The organism is Methylorubrum podarium (assembly GCF_040270385.1).
In the GTDB taxonomy this organism is placed as follows: Bacteria; Pseudomonadota; Alphaproteobacteria; order Rhizobiales; family Beijerinckiaceae; genus Methylobacterium; species Methylobacterium podarium.
Genome location: NZ_JBELQE010000085.1, coordinates 53,716 through 75,532 on the forward strand (window position 1 = coordinate 53,716; position 21,817 = coordinate 75,532).

Here is a 21,817-nt window from a genome sequence, read left to right on the forward strand (position 1 = left end):
ACCGAGAGACCGTTCCGGACCGCGCGGCGACCGGACGGCCGGACCGTCCGGAAGAGCCGCGCTTCGGCCGGCTCCGGATGACGCTCTCAGTTCCGCACGGAACCGGTGGTCGTCACCGCGGCGTGCGGCTTCGCGGCAGCAGGCTTCGTCTTGGACGCCTCGGTCTTGGTCGCCTCGGCGGCCTTCTCGTCCTTGCCCGGCTTCTGGCCCAGCACCTTGCTGAAGGCGCTCGGGTCGCCGTCGGCGTCGGCCACGGCGATCCGGTGCGGCTTACCCCCGGGCTTGCCCGCGGCCGGCTTCTCGCCCGCCTTGCCGTCCGCCGCCTTGGCCGGCTCCTGCGCGGCCAGGACCGTGGTCGGCTTCTCGCGCTCCTTGCGGGCGGCGGCGGCCTTGGTCGGGCCGGGCGCGTCGGCGGGGGCTGCCGCGACGAGGACGGGCTTGCCCTTGGCATCGACCTCGAACTCGTTCGGCCCGAGCGCGAGGCTTTCCGGCCGGCTGACCTCGCCGAGGTGATAGCGGCCGTATTCCTTGGCGGTGTAGGCGAGCTCCTTGTCCTTGTCCTTCTCCTTGTCGAACTCGGTCAGGCTCGCGAAGGTGGTCTGCGGCGCCTGCGGCCGGAAGACCGGGTTCTGGCCGCCGTCGTCGTAGACGACGCGGGTCGCGGGGGTGCCCTTGGCGATCAGTTCGGCGACCTCGTGGCTGTCGCGGTCGCGCTTCTCGGCCACCAGCGGATCGACCCGGGGCGTGCAATTGCCCGCCGCCACGTCGGCCCCGCCGAACACGTACTTGGTGCCGCAGGCCGCAACCCGCGGCTCCTCCTTGAGGGTCTCGAAATAGTCCGAACCCTCCTTGAGGTTCTTCCAGAACGGCGCGTTGGGATCGTTGCGGAACTTGGCGATGTTCGACGCCGTCATCCGGAACGGGTAGGACTGGAACTGGAAGGCGCGCTGGCCGCCGTTGAAGGCCTCGCGGGCGATGGCGTAGATCTCGGCCATCGAGGCGTCGGTCATGGCGAAGCAGCCCGACGACGAGCAGGTGCCGTGCACCATGATGTAGTTGCCGGTACCGCCCTTGGCCCGGTCGATGGCGTTCGGGTAGCCGACGTCGAAGGACAGGTAGTAGCTCGAATTCGGGTTCATCTGACCCGGCGTGATCGCGTAGAAACCCTCCGGCGCCTGCCGGTCGCCCTGCTTGAGCTTGGGGCCGAGCTGGCCCGACCAGCGGCAGATCGGGAAGGTCTTCAGCAGCGCGTACTGGCCGTTCGATCCGCGCTTCCACACCTCCATCTCCGCTTCCTTCTTGAAGGCGCGGATCAGGATCGGGTCGGATTGGCTCATGCCCTTGGTCTGCATGAGCGCGACCGTCTGGGGCGGAATCGGAGTCAGGCTGCGGGTCGAGGCGCCGCCGAGCATGGCGCTGTCCTGACAGGCGCCGAGGGTCATCGCCAGGGCGACGGCAGCAGCCGCCACGAACGGACGCACAGCCATGGGGAACCCGTCCTCACGTGTCCTTGCCCGCAGGGCACCTCTCGGCCCTTTTGCGGACGTCACTCCCCGAACCCAATAGCCTCGCTAAGCTTACCTGGAGCTTACCGCAATGCGTCTATCCACTTTGTGGATAGGCGTTGCAGGACGGTCACGGTTCCAGGGAAACGCGCCCGGCCTCCCGCACCCGCTCCTTCACGAAGGCGTCATCGGCCGGGTCGGCGAAGCGGAGGCCGACCGAGGAGGAGCGGACCTCGACCCGGATCCAATCGAGGTGCGGCTCCTGCGCGAGCAGGGCGGCGGCATGGCGCTCCCCCTGATGCAATTGCAGCACCGTGAGGTGGTTGTCGGCGCTCCGCGCTTGCGCCCGCGCCGCCAGCGCGTCGCGGATCGCTCCCACCGTCGCCGCGTCGGTGGGGAGGGCGGTCATCAGGTAGAAGCGGTTGCGCGCGCCGGGTCGGTCGAGCGCCGCGCGCAGCCGCCGCACGCCCTCCTGCAGGAAGCGGTAATCCGCGTCGCTGGTCGCCGGGTCGTGGTGGTTGAACACGAAGGGAATCGCGTGCCGGTCGCGGTAGAGGCGATGGCGGCAGCGGGTCTCGTCGTGCGCCCGGCGCTCGGGGAGCGGCGTGCTCTCGTAGTGGCGCCGGTCGAGGAGCTCCGAGAAATCGTCGGCGAGGCAGTCGCGGACCATGCCCGGCGAGGAGAAGATCCAGTCGAAGGGCCCCGACCACGTGCGCAGGCCCAACCCCTTCAGGATCTGCGCGGTGTGGCAGTGGCTGCCGAGCGAGATGTGGTTGACCGGGCCGGGCTCGCGGGTGTCGCGGCGTCCGAGGCGGCGCAGGCCATCGAGCAGGCCCGCGCCGAGCCCGCGCTTCACAGCTTGCGGCCGATATCGAGGAATTTCTGGGCGCGCCGGTCGCGAATCTCGTCGCGGCCGAGGCCGTCGAACTCCGCGAGCGCGCGGGCGATCGCCTCGCCGGCCGCGTCGAGTGCCGCCGGACGGTCGCGGTGGGCGCCGCCGGTGGCTTCCGGGACGATCGCGTCGATGATGCCGAGCCGCAGCAGATCCTGCGCGGTAATCTTCATGGCGGTCGCGGCATCGTGCGCGCGACCCTGGTCGCGCCACAGGATCGAGGCGGCGCCCTCCGGCGAGATGACGCTGTAGATCGCGTGTTCCAGCATCAGCACCGTGTTGGCGGTGGCGATCGCGATGGCGCCGCCCGAGCCGCCCTCGCCGATGACGATGGCGACGTTCGGCACGCCCAGCGCGAGGCAGGCTTCCGTGGAGCGGGCGATGGCCTCGGCCTGGCCGCGCTCCTCGGCCTCGATGCCGGGGAAGGCGCCGGCGGTGTCGACGAAGGCGAGGACCGGAAGGCCGAAGCGGTCGGCGGTCTCCATCAGGCGCACCGCCTTGCGGTAGCCCTCGGGCCGGGCCATGCCGAAATTGTGCCGCAGCCGCGCCTCGGTGGTCGCGCCCTTCTCCTGGCCGATCACGCAGACCGGGCGGCCGCGGAAGCGCCCGAAGCCGCCGAGGATCGCCTCGTCCTCGCCGAAGCTGCGATCGCCGGCCAGCGGCGTGAATTCTTCGATGAGGCCGGCACAGTAATCGACGAAATGCGGCCGCTGCGGGTGGCGGGCGACCTGCGTCTTCTGCCAGGGGGTGAGGGCGGCGTAGATCTCGGCGAGCGCCTGCGCGGCCTTCGCCTCCAGGCGCCCGACCTCCTCGCTGATCGAGACGGCGCCGTCGCGCTGGCCCAGCGCCTTGAGTTCCTCGAGCTTCGCCTCGAGTTCCGCGACGGGCTTCTCGAAGTCGAGATAGGAGCGCATCACCGCCATCGATCGTGGGTCCAGAACCTCGTGGAGCGGTGCGCGGGTCATCCGGTCGCCGCAGGCCGGGCGGTGTTGGGGAAGTGAGCGGGCGGAGTCAACCGGACAGGCGTAACGCAACCGTCACGGCAAAGCCTTCGAGGCGTCATCCGGCCGGGGCAGGTTCGCGGCCGAGCTTGAACGCGAGTCGCCGGTGAACAGCAATCTCTACCCCTCCGGTGAGACCTCGGTGCTGGTGCTGCAGGGCGGGGGCGCCCTGGGCTCCTATCAGGCCGGCGTCTACGAGGCTCTTGCCGAGGGCGGTATCGGGATCGATTGGGTCGCCGGGATCTCGATCGGCGCCATCAACGCCGCGCTGATCGCCGGAAACCCGCCCGAGCGCCGGGTCGAGCGCCTGCGCAGCTTCTGGAACCAGGTGACGTCCGGCGTGACCGGATCGTCCTGGATCCCCGGGGATCAGGCCCGGACCGCCTTCAACGAGTTCTCCGCCAACTGGGCCGCGGCCTTCGGCGTGCCGGGCTTCTTCACGCCGCGCTCGCCCCCGGCGGCGTTCTACCCGGCGGGCGCCCGCGAGGCGCTGAGCCTCTACGACACCGCCGCGCTGAAGGGCACGCTGGAGCGGCACGTCGATTTCGACCTCCTCAACCACGGTCCGGTCCGCTTCAGCGTCGGCGCGGTCAACGTGCGGACCGGCAACTTCGTCTATTTCGACAACCGCCGCGACCAGATCGTCCCGGAGCACGTCATGGCCTCCGGCGCCTTGCCGCCGGGCTTCCCGCCCGTCGAGATCGACGGCGAATTCTACTGGGACGGCGGCCTCGTCTCGAACACGCCGCTCGACTACGTCCTCGACACCGAGCGCCAGCGCGACCTGATGATCTTCCAGGTCGATCTCTTCGCCGCCTCCGGGCCTATGCCGCGCACCCTGATCGAGGCGGCGGAGCGCGAGAAGGACATCCGCTATTCGAGCCGGACGCGGCTCAACACCGACAAGAACGTCGAGATCCGCCGCGCCAAGATCGCCCTGCGCAACCTGATGCAGAGGCTGCCGCCGGACTTCGCCGACGACGAGAACGTCAGCTTCCTGCGCCGGATGGCGCACGAGAACTTCCTGACGGTGATGCAGCTCGTTCACCGCCGCAAGAGCTACGAGGGCAACTCGAAGGACTACGAGTTCTCCCGGATGACGATGCTGGAGCACTGGGCCGCCGGCCGCCACGACGTGCGGCGCTCGCTGCGTCACCGCGCCTGGCTCGAACGCACGCATACGGATGCGGGCGTGGCCGTCTTCGACCTGACCCGCGACGCCCGCGACTGAGGCGACCTCCGCCCGAGTGCACTTGGCGACGGCCCGCGAGACTTCACCCAGGGGAGTGCGAGACCATGACGCGCGACGACATCCTCCAGGCCACGTCGATGCCGCCGTTCAGCCCGAGCTACCCGCGCGGGCCCTACCGCTTCGTGCGCCGCGAATACCTGATCATCACCTACGAGACCGACCCGGTTGCCCTGCGCCGGGCGCTTCCCGAGCCGCTCGAGCCACATCCCGACAATCTCGTGTTCTACGAATGGATGAAGATGCCGGATTCCTCCGGCTTCGGCGATTACCAAGAGAGCGGCACGGGGGCGCTCGCCACCTATCACGGCGAGCCCTGCAACTTCTCGATCCAGATGTATCTCGACGACGAGCCGCCGATCACCGCCGGCCGCGAGATCTGGGGCTTTCCCAAGAAGTGGGGCCAGCCGCGGCTCGAACTGCGCAAGGACACCCTGACCGGCACGCTCTACTATGACGAGGAGCGGGTCGCGATGGGCACCATGACCTACAAGCACAAGAGCCTGAACGGCGACCTTCCGCGGGTGAAGGAAGGCCTGGCCAAGCTCAACGTCAATCTCAAGCTGATCCCGGACGTCGACGGCGGCCCCAAGATCGCGCAGCTCGTCGGCTACCGGCTCGAGGACATCACCGTCCACGGTGCCTGGGACGGCGAGGGCCGGCTCGACCTCATCCCGCACGTCAATTGCCGCGTCGCGGACCTGCCGGTGCGCCGCATCGTCGGGGCGCGGCACATGATCGTCGACTTCACGCTGCCCTTCGGGCAAGTCCTGCACGACTACCTCGCCTGACCGCAGGCACCATCAGGAGGACCGACCATGACCCTGAAAGGCAGGAGCGCCGTCGTCACCGGCTCCACCAGCGGCATCGGGCTCGCCATCGCCCGCGCCTTCGCGCGGGAGGGGGCGGACGTCGTCCTCAACGGTTTCGGCAAGCCCGACGAGATCGAGGCGACGCGCACGACGATCGAGGCGGAGTTCGGCGTCCGCGCGGTCTATTCCCCCGCCGACCTCACGAAGCCCGACGCGATCGCCGGCCTGATCGCCCTCTCGACCGACAGCTTCGGCGGCGTCGACATCCTCGTGAACAATGCGGGCGTGCAGTTCGTCTCGCCGATCGAGGAATTCCCGGTCGAGAAGTGGGACCAGATCATCGCGCTCAACCTGTCCTCCGCCTTCCACACCCTGCGCGCGGCCGTGCCGCACATGAAGGCGAAGGGCTGGGGCCGGGTCATCAACACGGCCTCGGCGCACTCGATGGTCGCCTCGCCCTTCAAGTCGGCCTACGTCGCGGCCAAGCACGGGATCGTCGGCCTCACCAAGACGGCGGCGCTCGAACTCGCCACCCACGGCATCACCGTGAACTGCATCTCGCCGGGCTACGTCTGGACGCCGCTGGTCGAGAGCCAGATCCCGGACACGATGAAGGCGCGCGGGCTGACCAAGGAGCAGGTGATCGAGAACGTCCTGCTCGCGGCGCAGCCGACCAAGGAGTTCGTGACCGTCGATCAGGTGGCGGCGCTCGCCGTGTTCCTGTGCTCGGACGGCGCCAGCCAGATCACCGGCGCCAACCTCGCCATGGATGGCGGCTGGACGGCGCAGTAGCGCCGCCCGAATGCGGGGCGCGGCCGATGCCGCGCTCCCGTGCCCGCTCAGCGGCGCGAATGCAGCAGCAGGGCGAGGCCGTAGCCGACCGCCCCGGCGATCAGCAGCGCGAGGAACGGGTTCTCGCCGACCTGGGTCTCGACCCGCTCGCGCCCGTCGCGCAGATAGGTGCCGCCGTGGCGGCTGACGCGGCCGTAGGCATCCTCGGCGTAATCACTGACGTCGTCGGCGATGTCGCGCACGGCATCCTTCGCCTGACCGTAGATGCGCTGTGCCCGGCCCTCGGCCTCCCGATAACGGCCCTCCATCGAATCCCGGTCCGAGCCGAGCGCATCGCCCACCGCGCCCTGCGCCCGGCCGCCGAAATCCTTCGCGGCACCGACGACGCGATCCGTGTCAACCATGGCGGAACTCCTGTTCTTCCCTCGCCCGCCCCTTGCGAGTTTCGGACGGGCGTCGGTCAGGAGAACGTGCGAGGACAGGATCGGTCCCGCGCCGCAGCGAAAAAGCGGGGCGCTTTGTCCCGAACGAATCGCCGACGTGAGCCGTATCCGACCTGATTGCAGGGGACCGGTGTCAGCAAGGCGGTGTTTTGACGAGCAGTCGCTCGACGAACCGGCGATCACTTCGTCGGCATGCGCTCTACCCCGCCTCGGCCAGCACCACCGCCCGCGGCGGCGGCAGGTTCGAGCGCAACTCGCGGCTGACCGCCGAGGAGGTCGCGACGGTGCCGAGATTGACGTAGGTCTCGTGGTTCTTCTCAATCGCCGACAGGTCGTAGAGGTAGTTCACCATCAGCCCGTAGGACTGCTTCAGGCCCTTCTTCGAGGTGTCGCCGAGGAAGTTCATCCGCTCCAGCCGCGCTCCGTTGCCGAGATGGAAGCGGGCGACCGGATCGAGGGGGCGGCCCTTCTCGTTCTTGGCGCGCAGGAAGTAGGCCGCCGCCGCCGGCAGCATCGCCCGCCGCACGGCCTCGCAGGTCGCCTTGTCGCCGCGCCAATCCTCGGTGTCGAGCAGCCGCAGCGTCTCGACGTCCTCCCGGGTCAGCCCCTGCGGCGCGTCGGCGCCGCGCTCGCGGTCGAGCCAGGTGCGGAAGCCGGGAACCGGCGAGAGGGTGACGAAGGTCTTCAGCGAGGGGATCTCGCGGGCGAGATCCTCGACCACCTGCTTGATGAGGAAGTTGCCGAAGGTGACCCCGGCCAACCCCTTCTGGCAATTCGAGATCGAGTAGAAGATCGCGGTCGTGGCACTGCGCGCCGGCACCGGCTCGCGCCCGTCGGCCAGGATCGGCTGGATCGCCGGAGCGATGGCGTTGGAGAGCGCCACCTCGACGAAGATCAGCGGCTCGTCGAGCAGGGCCGGATGGAAGAAGGCGAAGCAGCGCCGGTCCGTCGGTTCGATGCGGCGGCGCAGCTCGTCCCAATCGGCGATCTCGTGGACCGCCTCGTAGCGGATGATCTTTTCCAGGATGTGGGCCGGCGTCGACCAGTCGATGGGGCGCAGCACCAGGAAGCCCCGGTTGAACCACGAGGCGAACAGGTGCTCGAAATCGCTGTCGAGGCTCGCCGCGGCGTCGACCGTCTCCGGTGCGGCGCCCCGCTCCTTCAAGCGCTTTCGCAGGGCGAACAGGTCCTCGCGCATGCGCACGAGCGCCAGGGTGCCGCCACGGGCGAGGTTGAGGCGTCGGATCAGTTCCTGCGAGCGGGGCTCGGCGGCCTCGTGCAGCAGGCCGAGGCGCGCCCGCGTCGGCTCGGCCCGGTAGGCGGCGATGGCCGCATCGACCGCGGCGTGGTCGGCGCCGAATTCGGTCGCGACGAGTTCGAGGAAGGCGAGCCGCTCGTCCAGCGGGAAGGCGGCGTAGCGATCGAGGATCAGCCGGGCCAGCGCCACCCCGGAGGCTTCGCCTCGACGGGAGATCAGGTCCTCGCACAGACGGGCGAGATCGGCCGGGTTGGCCGTCCGCGCCAGGTCGGTGCGCGTCAGGCCGATGAGATCGCGGCCCCGGTCGCTGATGGTCTGGATGAGATCACCGAGGAACGAGATCGCCGCCATGACCGAACAAGCCCTTGGATCTGCCGAGCCGACCCGTGCAGGCTCGGCTGTTGCCGGAACCTAGGGCTTACGCCCCGTCGGCGCCAGACGTGCGGGACATGGCAACCGTGCTTCGAACCTTGCCGATGATGCGATCCCGGGCGGCGTCGCGGGACGCCGCGACCCGTGTCGGCCGGCCGGAGCCGACCCCGTGCCTCAGAGCTCCGCTTCCGCCTGCGGTGCGAGATCCACCGTATCGGCCCGCTCCCGCCAATCGGTCACGCCGCGCGAGCGGGCGAAGCGGATCTCCGCGGCCCTCAGGGCGCGCTCCGGATCGCGGGCGCGGGCGATCTCCACGAAGCCGACCGTGAAGGGCACCCCCAGGATCTGCTTCGCGAAATGGACGCGGTAGTTCGGCATACACGACTCCTTATGTTGAAGCGGCTGCCAGGCGCTCGCAGAAGATGTGCGCCATCTCGCACCCATCCGCAACTGCCGGCCCTTCCAAGCCGCTGCAAAGGCTGTGCCTTTCTCCGTACGACCCACCATATAGGTGTGGCGGCGGAGGTATGCTACCGCCGGGAACCTGAACGGAAACGGACACTCTGCCGCGCGGCAGTCGCAGAGCTCTCGGGGCACCGGGGGCTGGCATTCCGGCCGCCGCCTGCCGTAAGGGGCGGTCCATGCCGCCTGCTTCAAATCGCGACGCGAGCGATTCGCGCGCCATCCCGCCCACGACCCGGTTCGGGCTCACCCTGATCGCGGGCGGTGCGGTCGCCAACATCTACTACAATCAGCCGCTGCTGGCGGTTCTGGTCGCCGAGTTCGGCGAGCGGGCGGCGCTGCTCGTGCCGACCGCCAGCCTCGTCGGCTACGGTCTCGGCATCCTGTTCCTCGTGCCGCTGGGCGATGCGCTGCCGCGGCGCGACCTCATCGTGTGGCAGCTGCTCGGGCTCGCCGTCGCGCTGGTCGCCGCGGCGCTCAGCCCGAACCTCGCCGTGCTCGCGGCGGCGAGCCTCGTCATCGGCGTGCTCGCCTGCGCCGCGCAGCAGGCGGTACCCTTCGCCGCCGAACTGGCGCCCGATGCGAGCCGGGGCCGCATCGTCGGCGGGGTGATGACGGGCCTGCTCTCCGGCATCCTGCTCGCCCGCACCGCGAGCGGATTTGTCGGCGCGCATTTCGGCTGGCGCGCGGTGTTCTTCGCCGCCGCCGGCCTGGCCATCGCCATGGCGGGGGTGGCGCTCCGAACCCTGCCGCGCACCGCGCCGACGCGGCGGCTGCGCTACCGCGCGCTGATGACCTCGCTGCTGCATCTTGTGCGCAGCCAACCGATCCTGCGGAACGCCAGCCTGTCGCAGGCGCTGCTGTTCGCGAGCTTCAACGCCTTCTGGGCGACGCTGGCCCTCCTCGTCGAGGCCCCGCCCTTCGATCTGACGGCGGCGGGGGCGGGCCTGTTCGGCGTCATCGGCGTCGCGGGGGCGCTGATCGCCCCGCATTCCGGCCGCTACAGCGACCGGCGCGGCGCCCGGCCGGTGGTGATCGCCGGCAGCGTCCTCGTCGCGGCGGCCTTCGCGGTGCTGGCGCTCGCCGGACAGGTGTCGCTGGTCGCCATCGCCGCGGGCGTCCTGCTCCTCGATATCGGCATCAACGGCGCGCTGATCGCCAACCAGACCCGCGCCTACGCCCTCGCGCCGGGCGCGCGGGGACGCATCAACACCGTGCTGTTCACCGCCGTCTTCATCGGCGGGGCGGCCGGCGCCTTCCTCGGCTCGCGCGCCTTCCTGCTCGCGGGCTGGCCCGGCGTCTGCGCCGTCGGCGGCGCCTTCGCCCTCGCCGCGCTCGCCGTGTCCTGGCTCGGCGGCAGGCCCCGGCCTACCTGAGCACCCGCGAGAGGCGGCACCACGCCGCCTTGTCGGGGGGCAGGCCGAAGCGCAGACGCTCCGGCGCCTCCGCGAAGCGCCGCACGTAGATCCCGGCCGCGCCGAGCGCCCGGAACAATCCGGGCCCGTCAGAAAAATCCGCCGTGCGAAAAAGGGCCGTCCCGCCGACGATCCGTCCGCCGGCCCGCCCGATCATCCGGTCGAGGCGGGCCGCGTCCCGCGCCCGCGATTCGGCGGCCTCGCGGCGCCACGCGGCGTCCGGCAGCGCCGCGAGGCCGGCGGCGATGGCCGGACCCGAGACGGCCCAGGGGCCGAGCGCGGTCTCGATGCGCCGCGCCAGGGCCGGCTCGGCGAGCGCGAAGCCGAGCCTGAGGCCGGCGAGCCCGTAGGTCTTGCCGAAGGAGCGCAGGATCACAAGGCCAGGTCCCGGCGAGGCCGCCTCCACGGGCTCGAGGTCGGCGAAAGCCTGATCGAGCACGACGAGGCCGCCATCAGCCGCGCGCGTCAGCGCGGCGGCCGTGAAGACGCGCCCGTCGGGATTGTTGGGGCTCACCGCGACCAGAACCTCGGCGCCTCCGGCCTCGGCCGGGTCGTCCACCATCCGTACCGTGTGGCCGGAGCGCGCCCAGGCGGCGGCGTGCTCGGCATAGGTCGGCCCGACCACCGCCACGCGGGCGGGCGGCAGGAGCCGGGGCAGGGTCTCGATCAGGATCTGCGTGCCGGGTGCGGCGACGACGTGGTCCGGCCCCGGTGCGCCGTAGGCCGCCGATGCCGCGGTTTTGAGCCGGGCGAGGTCGCCGGGTGAGGGCAGGCGGTGCAGGGCACTGGCAATGAGCGGCGGCAGCGGATAGGGCACCGGGTTGATGCCGGTCGAGAGGTCGAGCCACGGCTCGGGCGCGTCCGGAAACAGCCGACGGGCCGCGTCGAGATCGCCGCCATGGAGAATCCCGCCATGCGCGATCGCGTCACTCGAACCGTTCTCCGGCACCCCGTCTCCGTCCATCCCGCCCCGCACCCACGATGCCCTGGACTGCCCTGACCCATCCGCCCGACACCCTCGGCATCCTGGCGCTCGCCCTGCTGATCGAGGCCGTGGCGGGCTATCCGGACCGCCTCTACAGGGCGCTCGGCCACCCTGTCACCTGGATCGGCCGGCTGATCGGGGCGCTGGAGCGCGGGCTGAACCGCGGCAGCGCCGCCGCGCGCCGGCTCGGCGGCGTCCTGGCGCTGGCGCTCCTGCTCGCGGCCACCGCCGCCGTCACGCTCGCCCTGACCGGCCTCGCCGCGCTCGCGGGCCACGGGACCGGCCTGCTGCTCCTCGCCGTCCTCGCCGCGAGCCTGCCGGCGCAGCGCAGCCTCTTCATCCACGTCCGGCGCGTCTCCGCCGCCCTGCGCACCGAGGGGCTTCCCGGCGGTCGCGCCGCCGTCTCGATGATCGTCGGGCGCAACCCCAACAGCCTCGACGAGGCGGCGGTGTGCCGGGCGGCGATCGAGAGCCTGGCGGAAAACTTTTCCGACGGCATCGTCGCGCCGGCCTTCTGGATCGGTGCCGGCGGCCTCACCGGCGGCGCGCTCTACAAGGCGATCAACACCGCCGACAGCATGGTCGGCCACCGCACCCCCCGTTACGAGGCGTTCGGCTGGGCCTCCGCCCGGCTCGACGATCTCGTCAACCTGCCGGCCTCGCGGCTCACCGCCCTGCTGCTGGTCGTGTCCGCCGCCTTGAGCCGGGACGTCTCCGCTTCGGGCGCGTGGCGGGCGATCCGCCGCGATGCAGGGCTCCACCGTTCGCCGAACGCCGGCTGGCCCGAGTCGGCGATGGCGGGCGCCCTCGGCCTGAGGCTGGCCGGTCCGCGCATCTACGGCGCCACCCGCGTCGAGGATGCCTGGATGGGCGACGGACGGGCGGAGGCCGGCCCCGACGACATCGTGCGCGCGCTGAAGCTTTACCGGACGGCCTGCGCGCTGCTGTTCACAATCGTCGTTGCCGGAACCGGGATTTGGCTCTACGTATTTTGAAAACAGTCGACGATCGCATCGATACTCGAAAGGTCAATAGCACGTTATCCGGAATAGACAGGAGACTGCGGCCATGCGCTTCGTCAACGGCATCTGTCTTGCGTTGATCTTCGGAGCTGGATTGACTTCGGTGGAAGCCAAGGACACGATCCTGGAGCCAGAGGGTCAGCCCTATACCGTTAAGGAAGACTTGAAGGGCTCAGGCAAGAAGGACGGCGAGGCCGCCTACGACGTTAGCGGCATCGCCTGCATCCTTCGCGATTCGGGCAAGCGGCGGTGCCTGGTCGTGAACGACGAGGGCCGCAAGGCCCAGTTCCTGACGATCGACGACCGCAGCATCGAGCCCAAGAAGACGATTAATCTCATCGGCAAGACGCCGGACCCGGCGACGCGCGGAGCGGTGTTCGCCGGCAAGCAATGCCCGGACAAGAGCCCCGCGAAGTTCAAGGAGTTCGACGGCGAGGGCGTCGCCTATGCCAAGCCGTACTTCTATGTCGTCGGCTCGCATGGCTGCGGCCGCAGGAAGGACACGCTCAGTACCTCGGCGATGATCCTCGCCCGCATCCGTGTCGATGGGCAGGGCAAGCCCGACGTGGAGGATGACGACGAGCCGGAGGCCGCCGTCGAGACCACCTACCGCCTCGGCGAGGTGCTGGCGGGAGCGGACCGGGTGGGGGCGTCCTTTCTCGAAAGCCTGACCGAGTCGAACGGCCTCAACATCGAGGGCATCGCCGTAGTAAACGACCGTCTCTATGCCGGCCTGCGCGCGCCCGCGGTGGACGGAGAAGCCTTTCTCGTCGAGGCCGATGTCGATGCCCTGTTTGCCGACGGGCAGGGCCCCTATCAGGGGAAGAGGCGGACGATCCCGATCAAGGTCGGCAAGGATGCCGGCATCCGCGATCTCGCGGCGCTCGATGGTGGGCGCCTGCTGGTGCTCACCGGGCCGGCCCAGGAGCAGCCCAAGGTCGCCTCCAAGCTCTTCCTGTTCGATCCGAGCAAGAGTGGCGATCCGCAGCTCCTCGGAGAACTGGACGAGCTCGATGATGCCGAGCGCGCCGGCAAGCCCGAGGCGGTCACCGCGATCGGCCGCAACCGCGTGCTGGTGCTCTTCGACAGCCTGAGGAATGGCGGAGCGCGCGCCTACAAGGTGCCGGCCAAGCTGATGTCCGAGCGTGACGCCGTTTCCGATTGATCGCGTCGGTGCTGCTTCCCGTCATCCCGGGGCCGCGTTGCGGAACCCGGGATCCACCCGTGATGCGCGGCTGTGTGATGCGTTGCGGCCAGTCGTGGATTGCACGCCTCCGGCGCGCCCCTTCGGGTCCGGGTTTGCCTGCGGCGCCCCGGAATGACGGTGGTTGGGTCTGAACCGATCAGCCGGAAACCGTATGACGTACGGCTCTCAACGCAGGCGCAGCAGCCCGTCGCAGTCGAGATGCGTCTCGAGATGGTCGGCGAAGCGGTCGAGCACCTCTTCGATGCCGGCCTCGTAGCGGGTGAGGCTCGGCGCGGCGCCGAGCCGGGCGAGCCAGGCGGCGCGCTGGCGGTCGTCGGCGAACAGGCCGTGGACGTAGGTGCCGGCGACGAGACCGTCGCGCGAGACCGCCCCGTCGGCCCGGCCGTCGGAAAAGTGCAGCAGCGGCCGGGCGGTGTCCGGCCCGGTCGTGTCGCCGACATGCATCTCGTAGCCGGAGAATGGCGCGCCATCCGCGCGCGTCGTGCCGGTGACCGCGACGAGACGCTTCTCACCCGTCATCACCGTCTCGACGTCGAGCAGACCGAGACCCGGCAGGTCGCGGGGGGCGCCCTCGATGCCCAGCGGGTCGGCGATGGAGCGCCCGAGCATCTGGTAGCCGCCGCACAGGCCCAGCACCCGCCGGCCGCGGCGCAGATGCGCGCGGATATCGACGTCCCACCCCTGCGCGCGGAGACAGTCGAGGTCGTCGATCGTGGTCTTCGAGCCCGGCAGGACGATGAGGTCCGCCTCCGCCGGGATCGGCGCACCCGGCGGCACGAAGACGACGCGCAGGCCGGGCTCCTGCCGCAGCGGGTCGAGGTCGTCGAAATTGGCGATGTGGGGAAATTGCAGGACTGCGATCAGCGGCCCGGCGCCGTCGCGGCGGATCGGCGGGGCATCGAGCGCCACAGCGTCCTCCGGCGGCAGGCGGGCGGCATCGGGAAAGAACGGCACGAGGCCGAACGGCGACCAGCCCGTGCGCCCGGCGATCAGGGCCATGCCGTCGGAAAACAGCGTCGGGTCGCCGCGGAAGCGGTTGACGATGAAGCCGCGGATCATCGCCGCGTCGTCGGGCTCCAGCACCGCCTGCGTGCCGACGAGGCTGGCGATGACGCCGCCCCGGTCGATGTCGCCGACGAGCACCACCGGCGTCCCCGTGGCCCGGGCAAAGCCCATATTGGCGATGTCGCCCCGGCGCAGGTTCACCTCCGCCGGCGAGCCCGCGCCCTCCACGAGCACGATGTCGGCCTCCGCGCGCAGCCGCTCGAAGCTGTCAAGCACGGATTCCATCAGGCGCGGCTTCCACGATTGATACTCGCGCGCCTTGGCGGTGCCGATCATGTGGCCCTGCACCACCACCTGCGCGCCGACCTCGCTCTGGGGCTTGAGCAGCACCGGGTTCATGTGGACGGAGGGCGCGACCCGCGCGGCGCGGGCCTGGAGCGCCTGGGCGCGGCCGATCTCGCCGCCGTCGGCGGTGACGGCGGCGTTGTTCGACATGTTCTGCGGCTTGAAGGGGCGCACCGTCAGACCGCGCCGGGTGAAGGCGCGGGCGAGCCCCGCCACCAGAAGCGACTTGCCGACATCGGACCCGGTCCCCTGGAGCATCAGGGCGCGGGTCATGGACGGTTCCTCGTTTCGGGCGCGGGCATGTCCCTGCCATGGCATCGGCACCGGGCCGCGTCGAGCCGGATCTATGCCGGGCCGCTTCGATCGAGGCCGGTCTTCAGCCAGCGGATTGCACCCGCGGCGTCGGGGACGGCGGGGATGTCCGGCAGGGCAGGGCGGGCGACGATGACCACGGACACGCCCAGCGCCCGCGCCGCCTCGATCTTCGGATAGGTTGCCGCGCCGCCGGAATTCTTGGTCACCAGCACCTCGATCCCGGCCTCGCGCATGAAGCGGGTCTCGTCCGCGAGCGTGAAGGGGCCGCGAGCGCTGACGGTCACGAGGTTCGGCACCGGCAGCGCATCGCCGACCGGCTCGATGGTGCGCACCAGGTAGGCGTGCTGCGGCGCGCGGGCGAAGGCGGACAGCTCCTGCCGGCCGATGGTGAGAAAGACCCTTCGCGGCGCGGGCCCGAGCGCGTCGAGGCAGGCCGGAACGCTGTCGGTCTCGGTCCAGTCGTCGCCGGGCTGCCGCTCCCAGGCCGGACGGCGCACAGCGAGCAGCGGCACGCCGCCGGCCCGGCAGGCCGCGGCCGCATTGGCCGAGATTCGCGCGGCGAAGGGATGGGTCGCGTCGATGACCGCCTCGATGCCGTTCCCGGCGAGCCAGTGCGCCAGCCCCTCCGCGCCGCCGAACCCGCCGACGCGCATCGGCACCGGCTCGGGCCGCGGCGCGGCGGTGCGGCCGGCCAGCGACAGGGTCACCGAGACATCCGTTTCTCGGGCCAGCAGGGCGGCGAGGGCGCTCGCCTCGGTCGTGCCGCCGAGAATCAGGACGCGGGTCGCATTCGGCTTGGGATGGGGCGCGGGCGGACCCTGGTCGGCGGCTCCAGACATTCGTACAATCCGTCTCGCCCGCGATCGGCCCGGCACGGTTCCGGGCAAGGTTTTCGACGTGAGACCCTTCTGCCGCGATTGCCTGACGATGCAAGCCGAGGGCGCCTTGCGCTGCCGCGGCTGCGGCTCGCCGCGCCTGCTCGCCCACCCCGCCCGCGACGCGCTGAGCATCGCCCACGTCGATTGCGACGCCTTCTACGCGGCGATCGAGAAGCGCGACGACCCCTCCCTGCGGGACAAGCCGCTCATCATCGGCGGGGGCCGGCGCGGCGTCGTCTCCACCGCCTGCTACCTCGCGCGGATCTCCGGCGTGCGCTCGGCGATGCCGATGTTCGAGGCGCTCAAGCGCTGCCCCGACGCCACCGTGCTGCGGCCCGACATGGAGAAGTACGCCCGCGTCGGGCGCGAGGTGCGGGCGATGATGCTGGCGCTGACCCCGCTGGTCGAGCCCGTCTCCATCGACGAGGCGTTCCTCGACCTTTCCGGCACCGAGCGTCTCCACGGCACCAGCCCGGCCCTGACGCTCGCCCGCTTCGCCGCGCGGGTCGAGGCGGAGGTCGGCATCACCGTGTCGGTGGGCCTCTCGGCCAACAAGTTCCTGGCCAAGATCGCCTCCGACCTCGACAAGCCCCGCGGCTTCTCGATCATCGCCGGCGAAGAGGCCGCCGCCTTCCTCGCCGACAAGCCTGTCGGCATCCTGCCGGGCATCGGCGAGAGCGCCCGCAACCGTCTGGCCGGCCTCAACATCCATCGCGTCGGGGATATCGGGCGGGCCGATCCGGCGCGGCTGCAGGCGGCGCTCGGCCGGGACGCCCTACGCCTCCTCGCCCTCGCCGCCGGGCGGGACGGACGGCCGGTCCGTCCCACCCGCGAGGCCAAGAGCGTCTCGGCCGAGACGACCTTCTCGACCGACCTCGCCCGGTTCGAGGATCTGCGGCCGATCCTGTGGCGGCTGTGCGAGAAGGTCTCGGGGCGGCTGAAGCGGGCGGAACTCGCCGCCGGCAGCGTGACGCTGAAGCTGAAGGACGCGCGCTTCCGGCTGCGCACCCGCACCCGCGGCGGCCTCAAGCCGACGCAGCTCGCCGACCGCCTCTTCCACGAGGGCGAGCCGATGCTGCGCGCCGCCTGCGACGGCACGCCGTTCCGCCTGATCGGCATCGGCGGCGGCGACCTCTGCGGCGCGATTCACGCCGATCGGGGCGACCTCGCCGACCAGGGGATCGAGCGCGTCGCGCGGCGGGAGGCGGCGCTCGACCGGGTGCGGGAAAAGTTCGGCAGCGCCGCGATCCAGCGCGGTCTCGTCTTCACCGGCGAGCCGGAGCGGCGTCGGGCGGAGCCGGCCAAACCCGGGGTCTAGGGTCCGTCGCCTCATACGGTTTCCGGTTGATTTCTTCGTGCCACTTCCCGTCATTCCGGGGCGCCGAAGGCGAACCCGGACCCGAAGGGGCGCGCCGGAGGCGTGCAATCCACAACTGGCCTGAACGCCATATTCCAGCCGCGCATCACGGGTGGATCCCGGGTTCCGCTGCGCGGCCCCGGAATGACGGGGGTTGGGGACGAACCGAAGCGATCAACCAGACACGGTATCAGACCGGCTCCCGGCGGTCCTCCGGCCCAGGGGGGGTCTCCTCGCCGTCACGGCGGATCACGCTGATGCTGCCGTCGCCCTCCAGCGAGGCGAGCCGGACGAGGGCCGGGTCGTCGATTCCCTGTAGGCGGAGCTGGCTCATGAGTTCCGCGTGCGTGATCATCTCGCGGCGCATGTTCCGCCAGCAGATACGGCCGTCGGCGACGAGGGGGAGCCGCTTCGGCGTGATGAAGCGTTCGAAGGCGGGGAAGCGGAAGGCGAGCCGGTCGATGCCGTAATTCCACCCGACGATCGTCAGCACCAGCAGGATGCCCTCCGTCAGCGACTTGTACTCGTTGGAGAAGGCGTTCTGCGAGACGTCGGCGATCAGCACGATGACGAGCAGGTCGGCGAGGCTCACCGCACCGGCCTGGCGCTGCATCACGAAGCGCATGATGAGGAAGAGCGCGAGGTACATCACCGTGCCGCGCAGGGCGATCTCCACGAGGGAGTGCTCCGGTACGAACAGCGCTCGCCAGTCGGGCATCCGGTCCTCCGCCGCGATCGGTCGTTTCAATCGGGAACGCGTCGCGGCCCTGCGCCGATGCGGCTCAATCCGCGCCCTCGTCGGGAATGTTGAGCAGGGTGCCGCAGGCCTTGCAGTGCACCGCGTCCGGCTCGTGCCGCTGCAGGCCGCAGGCGGGACAGGGGAAGCGCACCTTGTAGGGGCGGAACAGGACCTGGGCGAGGCGTAGGAAGAGCGTGACGCCGCAGATCATCACCACGACCGAGATCAGGCGACCGCCGGTGCCCTGCAGGGTGACGTCGCCGTAGCCCGTCGTCGTGAGCGAGGTCACGGTGAAGTACAGCGCGTCGACGTAGTTGCCGATGTTCGGGTTCGAGCCGTGCTGGGTCGCGTAGACGAGGCTCGTCATGATGAAGATGAACACCGCGAGGTTCACCACCGCGATGATCACGTCCTCGTTGCGGCGGAAGAACGGGAAATCCTCCCGCATCCGGTCGAGCAGCTGGTAGGTCCGCAGCAGCCGCAGCGTGCGCAGGATGCGCAGGAAGCCGGCGCCCTCGCCGACGATCGGGGCCAGGAAGGAGGCGATCGCCGCCACGTCCGCCCAGGTCGTCGGTCGCAGGAACTCGCGAACCGGTCGCGGACAGATCGCCAGCCGAGACAGGAAGTCGGCGGCGACCGCCGCACCGATCAGGACGTCGATCCCCTCGATCAGCGGCGGGCGAGGCAGGAACGAGGAGACGATGATGAACAGGAGCGTGGCGAGGTCGAAGGCGAGCAGGCCGTAGCGGAAGCGATGCGCGCGGTCGCTGCTTCCCTCGTAGAGTTCCCGCAGACTCTGCCTCAGGCCCGCCATCGCGCAACACGCTGCCGCCGCCGCTCACGGCTCCGGCAGCAGGAACGTTTCTCGGGCTCGGCCCGATCCGCCGTCGATCGCCTCGGCGGGCGGACGCTACTTCCGGCAGGCGGCCTCGGCCTTCGGATCGGATTTCGGATCATCCTTGGCGAGATCGAGACGGCTCATGTTGCCGTCGATGGCGAAATCTCCGTAATCGAGGTGCAGACGCCCGCTGACGCCGTCCTCGTAGAGATCGAAAGTGAGGGTGTAGATCGGCGTCCGCTCGCCCTCTCCGGGGGTGAAGTAGCTCAAGGTGACCGGCCAGCGCCGCATGCCGGCACGGTCACCCTCACGCAGAGGCTTGTCGCGCTCGGTGTCGGAAGCGGGCGCCGCGCTCGGCCGGCCGATGATGGCCAGCGTGTCGTAGACCTTGCGCCCGTCATCCGAACCGTCGAAGACCTTGGCCGAGACCGTGGTCTCGCCGGCCTTCGCCGCCTCGATCAGGCGGATCATGTGGTGGATCGGGAACAGCACCGGCCCTTCGACCTGGAACTGGTCGCGCTTGGGCTCCTTGAGCTTCACCTTGAACGGGTCGCCCGCCTCCGCAGTCCCGTCCACCGCCGGTGACGGCACGTTGTTGAGGATGGTCGTGGTGCGGAAGCGGAAGCTCTTGCCGTCGCCGTTCTCGAACGTGGTGCTGCGCAGATCCGAGGTGCGGTCGCCGGACTCGCCGGAATTGAGCAGCGTCACCTGCCGCGTCTGCATGGTGTAGCCGCGGCAGGCGTCGCCCGAGAAATCGATGACGATGCGGCCGCGCACGCCCTCGACCGCCCGCGTCCCGGTGGAGCGCGCCAGCGACAGGTCATAGACCGCCCGGTGGTTGGTGAGCCGGATCGCCGCCTCGTCGGGAACCGGAGCGGCCGGCCCGGCGGCCAGCGCGACGCCGGGCATCGCGGCGAGAAGGAACAGGGCCGGCGCGAGGCGCAGTCGCATGCGATCTCCCAAGGTCCGCTAGGGGTTGTCCACAGGCGCAGGACCGGTGGATGCCGCCCGTCACATAGTCATCGCGCCTGCCCGGACAATCTTTTTCGGCGGCGATCCGAGCGCAGGCGGCGTCGCCGTCACCGCCGGTTCGCTCGCTCGAAGGGTCCGTCGGGGCCGGCCACGCGTGATCGTACGTTTCGAAAAAGAGCAATTTTACGCAAGGTGTTAAGGGATCTCGGCCAAATCGGTTGTCATGCCGCCGGGACGGATCCGAGCCGCCGCCGACGGAATCGGATTGGCGGTGGAAACCGACCCGTGAAACGCGCTGACCCTTGCTCCGCGGCCGAGCTGTCCTGTAGTCTCCACAGCGTCGCCAACGACAGCTTTGGCGTCTGTTAACCGACATGTGCAGGGCCGGATCGCGGGCCCTGGCGATGCCCGTTGCCGCTCTTCGCGGCGGTGACGCTGCGCGGTCGGTCGGTTTTGCGTTCAAAGGACGTGTCGACGTGGAGGGGGCAATGACGGAAGCGGTCCCGAGCTGGACGGATGAACGCGTCGAGCTGCTTCGCCGCTTGTGGGACGATGGTTTGAGTGCCAGCCAGATCGCCCTCCAGATCGGCGGCGTCTCCCGCAATGCCGTCATCGGCAAGGTCCACCGCCTCGGGCTCGCGGGCCGCGTCAAGCCGATCGGCCCGGGCGGGGCTCAGGCTCGCCGCAAGGAGGACCTGAGCGCCGAGGTCGCATTGGAGACGGTGATCGTCGCCGAGGAGCCGACGCTGCCCGAGCCGCCGGCGATCGTCGCGCACCGCCCGGCACCGGACTTTCCGCTCCCGCCGAAGGCCGCCCCGGAGCCGGTGGCGCTCGCCGTCTCCGAGCGGGTCACCATCATGGACCTGCGCGACTCCATGTGCCGCTGGCCGATGGGCGATCCGACCTCGCCGGAATTCCGCTTCTGCGGCGCTCGCGCGATCACGGGCCTGCCCTACTGCACCCAGCACGCGCAGGTCGCCTATCAGCCGGCGGCCGAGCGCAAGCGCGACCGCCGCGTCGCCGGTTTCCGCTAAAGCCTTTGGGGCCGCCGCGCGGCGACTTCGGACGCCGCGCGATCGAGCGCGCGACCCCTCCGGATCGTGCGGAGCCCTGGATTGCCACGGCTTCGCCTCGCAGTGACGGGCGGGAGACCAGAACGATCAAACGGATGACATCGGACGCACGTCCCGTCAGCCGAGAGGCCCGCGCCCGGCCACCCTCACTCGGCTCCCGCGAACATCTCGTCGAAGGAGTAGCCGGAGCCGCGCACCGTGCGGATCGGGTCGCTCTGGCGCGGGCGGTTGATCGCCTTGCGCAGGCGGCCGACATGGACGTCGACCGTGCGCTCGTCGATGTAGACGTCGTGGCCCCAGACGCCGTCGAGCAGCTGCTCGCGGGAAAAGACCCGGCCGGGGCTCTGCATCAGGTATTCGAGCAGCTTGAATTCCGTCGGCCCGAGATGGATCTCGCGGCCCTGGCGGCGGATACGGTGGCTGACCCGGTCGAGCTCGATGTCGCCCGCCACCAGCATGTCGGCGACATGGGCGGGCTTGGCCCGGCGGAGCAGGGCGCGCACGCGGGCAAGCAGCTCGGGCACCGAGAACGGCTTGACCACGTAGTCGTCGGCCCCCGTGGAGAGGCCCCGCACGCGGTCGGCCTCCTCGCCCCGCGCCGTCAGCATGATGACGGGCAGCCGCTCCGTCTCGCGCCGCGCCCTGATGCGGCGGCACAGCTCGATGCCCGAGAGACCCGGCACCATCCAGTCGAGCAGGACGAGGTCGGGAGTCATCTCGTGCAGGCGCAGATCCGCCTCGTCGCCGCGGATCGCGACATCGACCGCGAAGCCTTCCGCTTCGAGGTTGTAGCGCAGCAGGGTCGTCAGCGATTCCTCGTCCTCGACGATCAGGATGCGCGCACTCGTCATCGTCCGTCTTTCCATCCGTCGCGCCCGGC

General features: G+C 70.4%; 21 protein-coding genes. 8 read left to right on the forward strand and 13 right to left on the reverse strand.

What is annotated here, in order from left to right; all coding sequences use genetic code 11:
* Positions 1–86: 86 nt before the first annotated feature.
* The 3 genes from ABS772_RS16150 to ABS772_RS16160 form a co-directional block, all read right to left on the reverse strand.
* Positions 87–1,487 carry a murein L,D-transpeptidase family protein gene (locus ABS772_RS16150; protein WP_350395849.1) on the reverse strand — a complete coding sequence of 467 codons (1,401 nt, stop codon included), beginning with the start codon at positions 1,485–1,487 and terminating at the stop codon, positions 87–89.
* Positions 1,488–1,635: 148 nt separating this feature from the next.
* On the reverse strand, positions 1,636–2,361 hold the full coding sequence (locus ABS772_RS16155) for a DUF1796 family putative cysteine peptidase (RefSeq protein ID WP_350395850.1): 726 nt from the start codon (positions 2,359–2,361) through the stop codon (positions 1,636–1,638).
* A complete protein-coding gene (locus ABS772_RS16160) occupies positions 2,358–3,311 on the reverse strand; it encodes an acetyl-CoA carboxylase carboxyltransferase subunit alpha (protein ID WP_350395988.1) in 954 nt (317 codons plus the stop codon). Before ABS772_RS16160 ends, ABS772_RS16155 begins: the two co-directional genes overlap by 4 nt.
* A 193-nt stretch (positions 3,312–3,504) precedes the next feature.
* Between ABS772_RS16160 and ABS772_RS16165 the strand changes: the two genes are divergently transcribed.
* From ABS772_RS16165 to ABS772_RS16175, 3 genes are all read left to right on the forward strand, one after another.
* The gene (locus tag ABS772_RS16165; RefSeq protein ID WP_350395851.1) at positions 3,505–4,629 is read left to right on the forward strand and encodes a patatin-like phospholipase family protein; all 1,125 of its coding nucleotides are present in this window, start codon (positions 3,505–3,507) and stop codon (positions 4,627–4,629) included.
* A 65-nt stretch (positions 4,630–4,694) separates the two neighbouring features.
* Positions 4,695–5,438: an acetoacetate decarboxylase gene (locus ABS772_RS16170; RefSeq protein ID WP_350395852.1), complete on the forward strand. Its 744-nt coding sequence runs from the start codon at positions 4,695–4,697 to the stop codon at positions 5,436–5,438.
* A 27-nt stretch (positions 5,439–5,465) separates the two neighbouring features.
* The gene (locus ABS772_RS16175) at positions 5,466–6,251 is read left to right on the forward strand and encodes a 3-hydroxybutyrate dehydrogenase (RefSeq protein WP_238257499.1); all 786 of its coding nucleotides are present in this window, start codon (positions 5,466–5,468) and stop codon (positions 6,249–6,251) included.
* A gap of 47 nt (positions 6,252–6,298) precedes the next feature.
* On the opposite strand, the gene ABS772_RS16180 is transcribed toward ABS772_RS16175, so the two are convergent.
* From ABS772_RS16180 to ABS772_RS16190, 3 genes are all read right to left on the reverse strand, one after another.
* Positions 6,299–6,655 carry a CsbD family protein gene (locus ABS772_RS16180; RefSeq protein ID WP_238257500.1) on the reverse strand — a complete coding sequence of 119 codons (357 nt, stop codon included), beginning with the start codon at positions 6,653–6,655 and terminating at the stop codon, positions 6,299–6,301.
* Between the two features lie 238 nt (positions 6,656–6,893).
* Positions 6,894–8,303, reverse strand: coding sequence for a malonyl-CoA decarboxylase (locus tag ABS772_RS16185; protein WP_238257501.1), 1,410 nt, complete (start codon positions 8,301–8,303; stop codon positions 6,894–6,896).
* A gap of 195 nt (positions 8,304–8,498) precedes the next feature.
* The gene (locus ABS772_RS16190) at positions 8,499–8,702 is read right to left on the reverse strand and encodes a hypothetical protein (protein ID WP_238257502.1); all 204 of its coding nucleotides are present in this window, start codon (positions 8,700–8,702) and stop codon (positions 8,499–8,501) included.
* Positions 8,703–8,965: 263 nt separating this feature from the next.
* Between ABS772_RS16190 and ABS772_RS16195 the strand changes: the two genes are divergently transcribed.
* Complete coding sequence (locus tag ABS772_RS16195) at positions 8,966–10,162, forward strand: MFS transporter (RefSeq protein WP_350395853.1); 1,197 nt, start codon at positions 8,966–8,968, stop codon at positions 10,160–10,162.
* On the opposite strand, the gene cobD is transcribed toward ABS772_RS16195, so the two are convergent.
* Entirely contained in the window at positions 10,155–11,165 is a 1,011-nt protein-coding gene (gene cobD / locus ABS772_RS16200) for a threonine-phosphate decarboxylase CobD (RefSeq protein WP_350395854.1), read from the reverse strand. The genes ABS772_RS16195 and cobD overlap by 8 nt on opposite strands.
* Before the next feature lie 17 nt (positions 11,166–11,182).
* Between cobD and cbiB the strand changes: the two genes are divergently transcribed.
* Together cbiB and ABS772_RS16210 are read left to right on the forward strand one after the other, a co-directional pair.
* Positions 11,183–12,181 carry an adenosylcobinamide-phosphate synthase CbiB gene (gene cbiB / locus ABS772_RS16205; RefSeq protein WP_350395855.1) on the forward strand — a complete coding sequence of 333 codons (999 nt, stop codon included), beginning with the start codon at positions 11,183–11,185 and terminating at the stop codon, positions 12,179–12,181.
* Positions 12,182–12,254: 73 nt separating this feature from the next.
* Entirely contained in the window at positions 12,255–13,373 is a 1,119-nt protein-coding gene (locus tag ABS772_RS16210) for a DUF3616 domain-containing protein (RefSeq protein WP_350395856.1), read from the forward strand.
* Between the two features lie 207 nt (positions 13,374–13,580).
* On the opposite strand, the gene ABS772_RS16215 is transcribed toward ABS772_RS16210, so the two are convergent.
* Both ABS772_RS16215 and ABS772_RS16220 read right to left on the reverse strand, forming a co-directional pair.
* The gene (locus ABS772_RS16215; protein ID WP_350395857.1) at positions 13,581–15,038 is read right to left on the reverse strand and encodes a cobyric acid synthase; all 1,458 of its coding nucleotides are present in this window, start codon (positions 15,036–15,038) and stop codon (positions 13,581–13,583) included.
* Between the two features lie 71 nt (positions 15,039–15,109).
* Positions 15,110–15,919 carry a cobalt-precorrin-6A reductase gene (locus ABS772_RS16220; protein ID WP_350395858.1) on the reverse strand — a complete coding sequence of 270 codons (810 nt, stop codon included), beginning with the start codon at positions 15,917–15,919 and terminating at the stop codon, positions 15,110–15,112.
* Positions 15,920–15,977: 58 nt separating this feature from the next.
* Between ABS772_RS16220 and ABS772_RS16225 the strand changes: the two genes are divergently transcribed.
* A complete protein-coding gene (locus ABS772_RS16225; RefSeq protein WP_350395859.1) occupies positions 15,978–17,276 on the forward strand; it encodes a DNA polymerase IV in 1,299 nt (432 codons plus the stop codon).
* Between the two features lie 229 nt (positions 17,277–17,505).
* Here ABS772_RS16225 and ABS772_RS16230 read toward each other — a convergent pair whose 3' ends face one another.
* The 3 genes from ABS772_RS16230 to ABS772_RS16240 form a co-directional block, all read right to left on the reverse strand.
* On the reverse strand, positions 17,506–18,033 hold the full coding sequence (locus ABS772_RS16230) for a DUF421 domain-containing protein (protein ID WP_350395860.1): 528 nt from the start codon (positions 18,031–18,033) through the stop codon (positions 17,506–17,508).
* Positions 18,034–18,097: 64 nt separating this feature from the next.
* Positions 18,098–18,868 (reverse strand): potassium channel family protein, encoded by a 771-nt coding sequence (locus tag ABS772_RS16235; protein ID WP_350395861.1) that lies wholly within the window; start codon positions 18,866–18,868, stop codon positions 18,098–18,100.
* A gap of 96 nt (positions 18,869–18,964) precedes the next feature.
* Complete coding sequence (locus ABS772_RS16240) at positions 18,965–19,843, reverse strand: cell envelope integrity EipB family protein (protein WP_350395862.1); 879 nt, start codon at positions 19,841–19,843, stop codon at positions 18,965–18,967.
* Between the two features lie 509 nt (positions 19,844–20,352).
* Between ABS772_RS16240 and ABS772_RS16245 the strand changes: the two genes are divergently transcribed.
* Positions 20,353–20,898: a GcrA family cell cycle regulator gene (locus ABS772_RS16245; protein WP_238255818.1), complete on the forward strand. Its 546-nt coding sequence runs from the start codon at positions 20,353–20,355 to the stop codon at positions 20,896–20,898.
* 185 nt (positions 20,899–21,083) lie between these two features.
* Here the strand turns inward: ABS772_RS16245 and phoB are convergent, their stop codons facing one another.
* Complete coding sequence (phoB, locus tag ABS772_RS16250) at positions 21,084–21,788, reverse strand: phosphate regulon transcriptional regulator PhoB (RefSeq protein WP_017483366.1); 705 nt, start codon at positions 21,786–21,788, stop codon at positions 21,084–21,086.
* Positions 21,789–21,817: the final 29 nt, after the last annotated feature.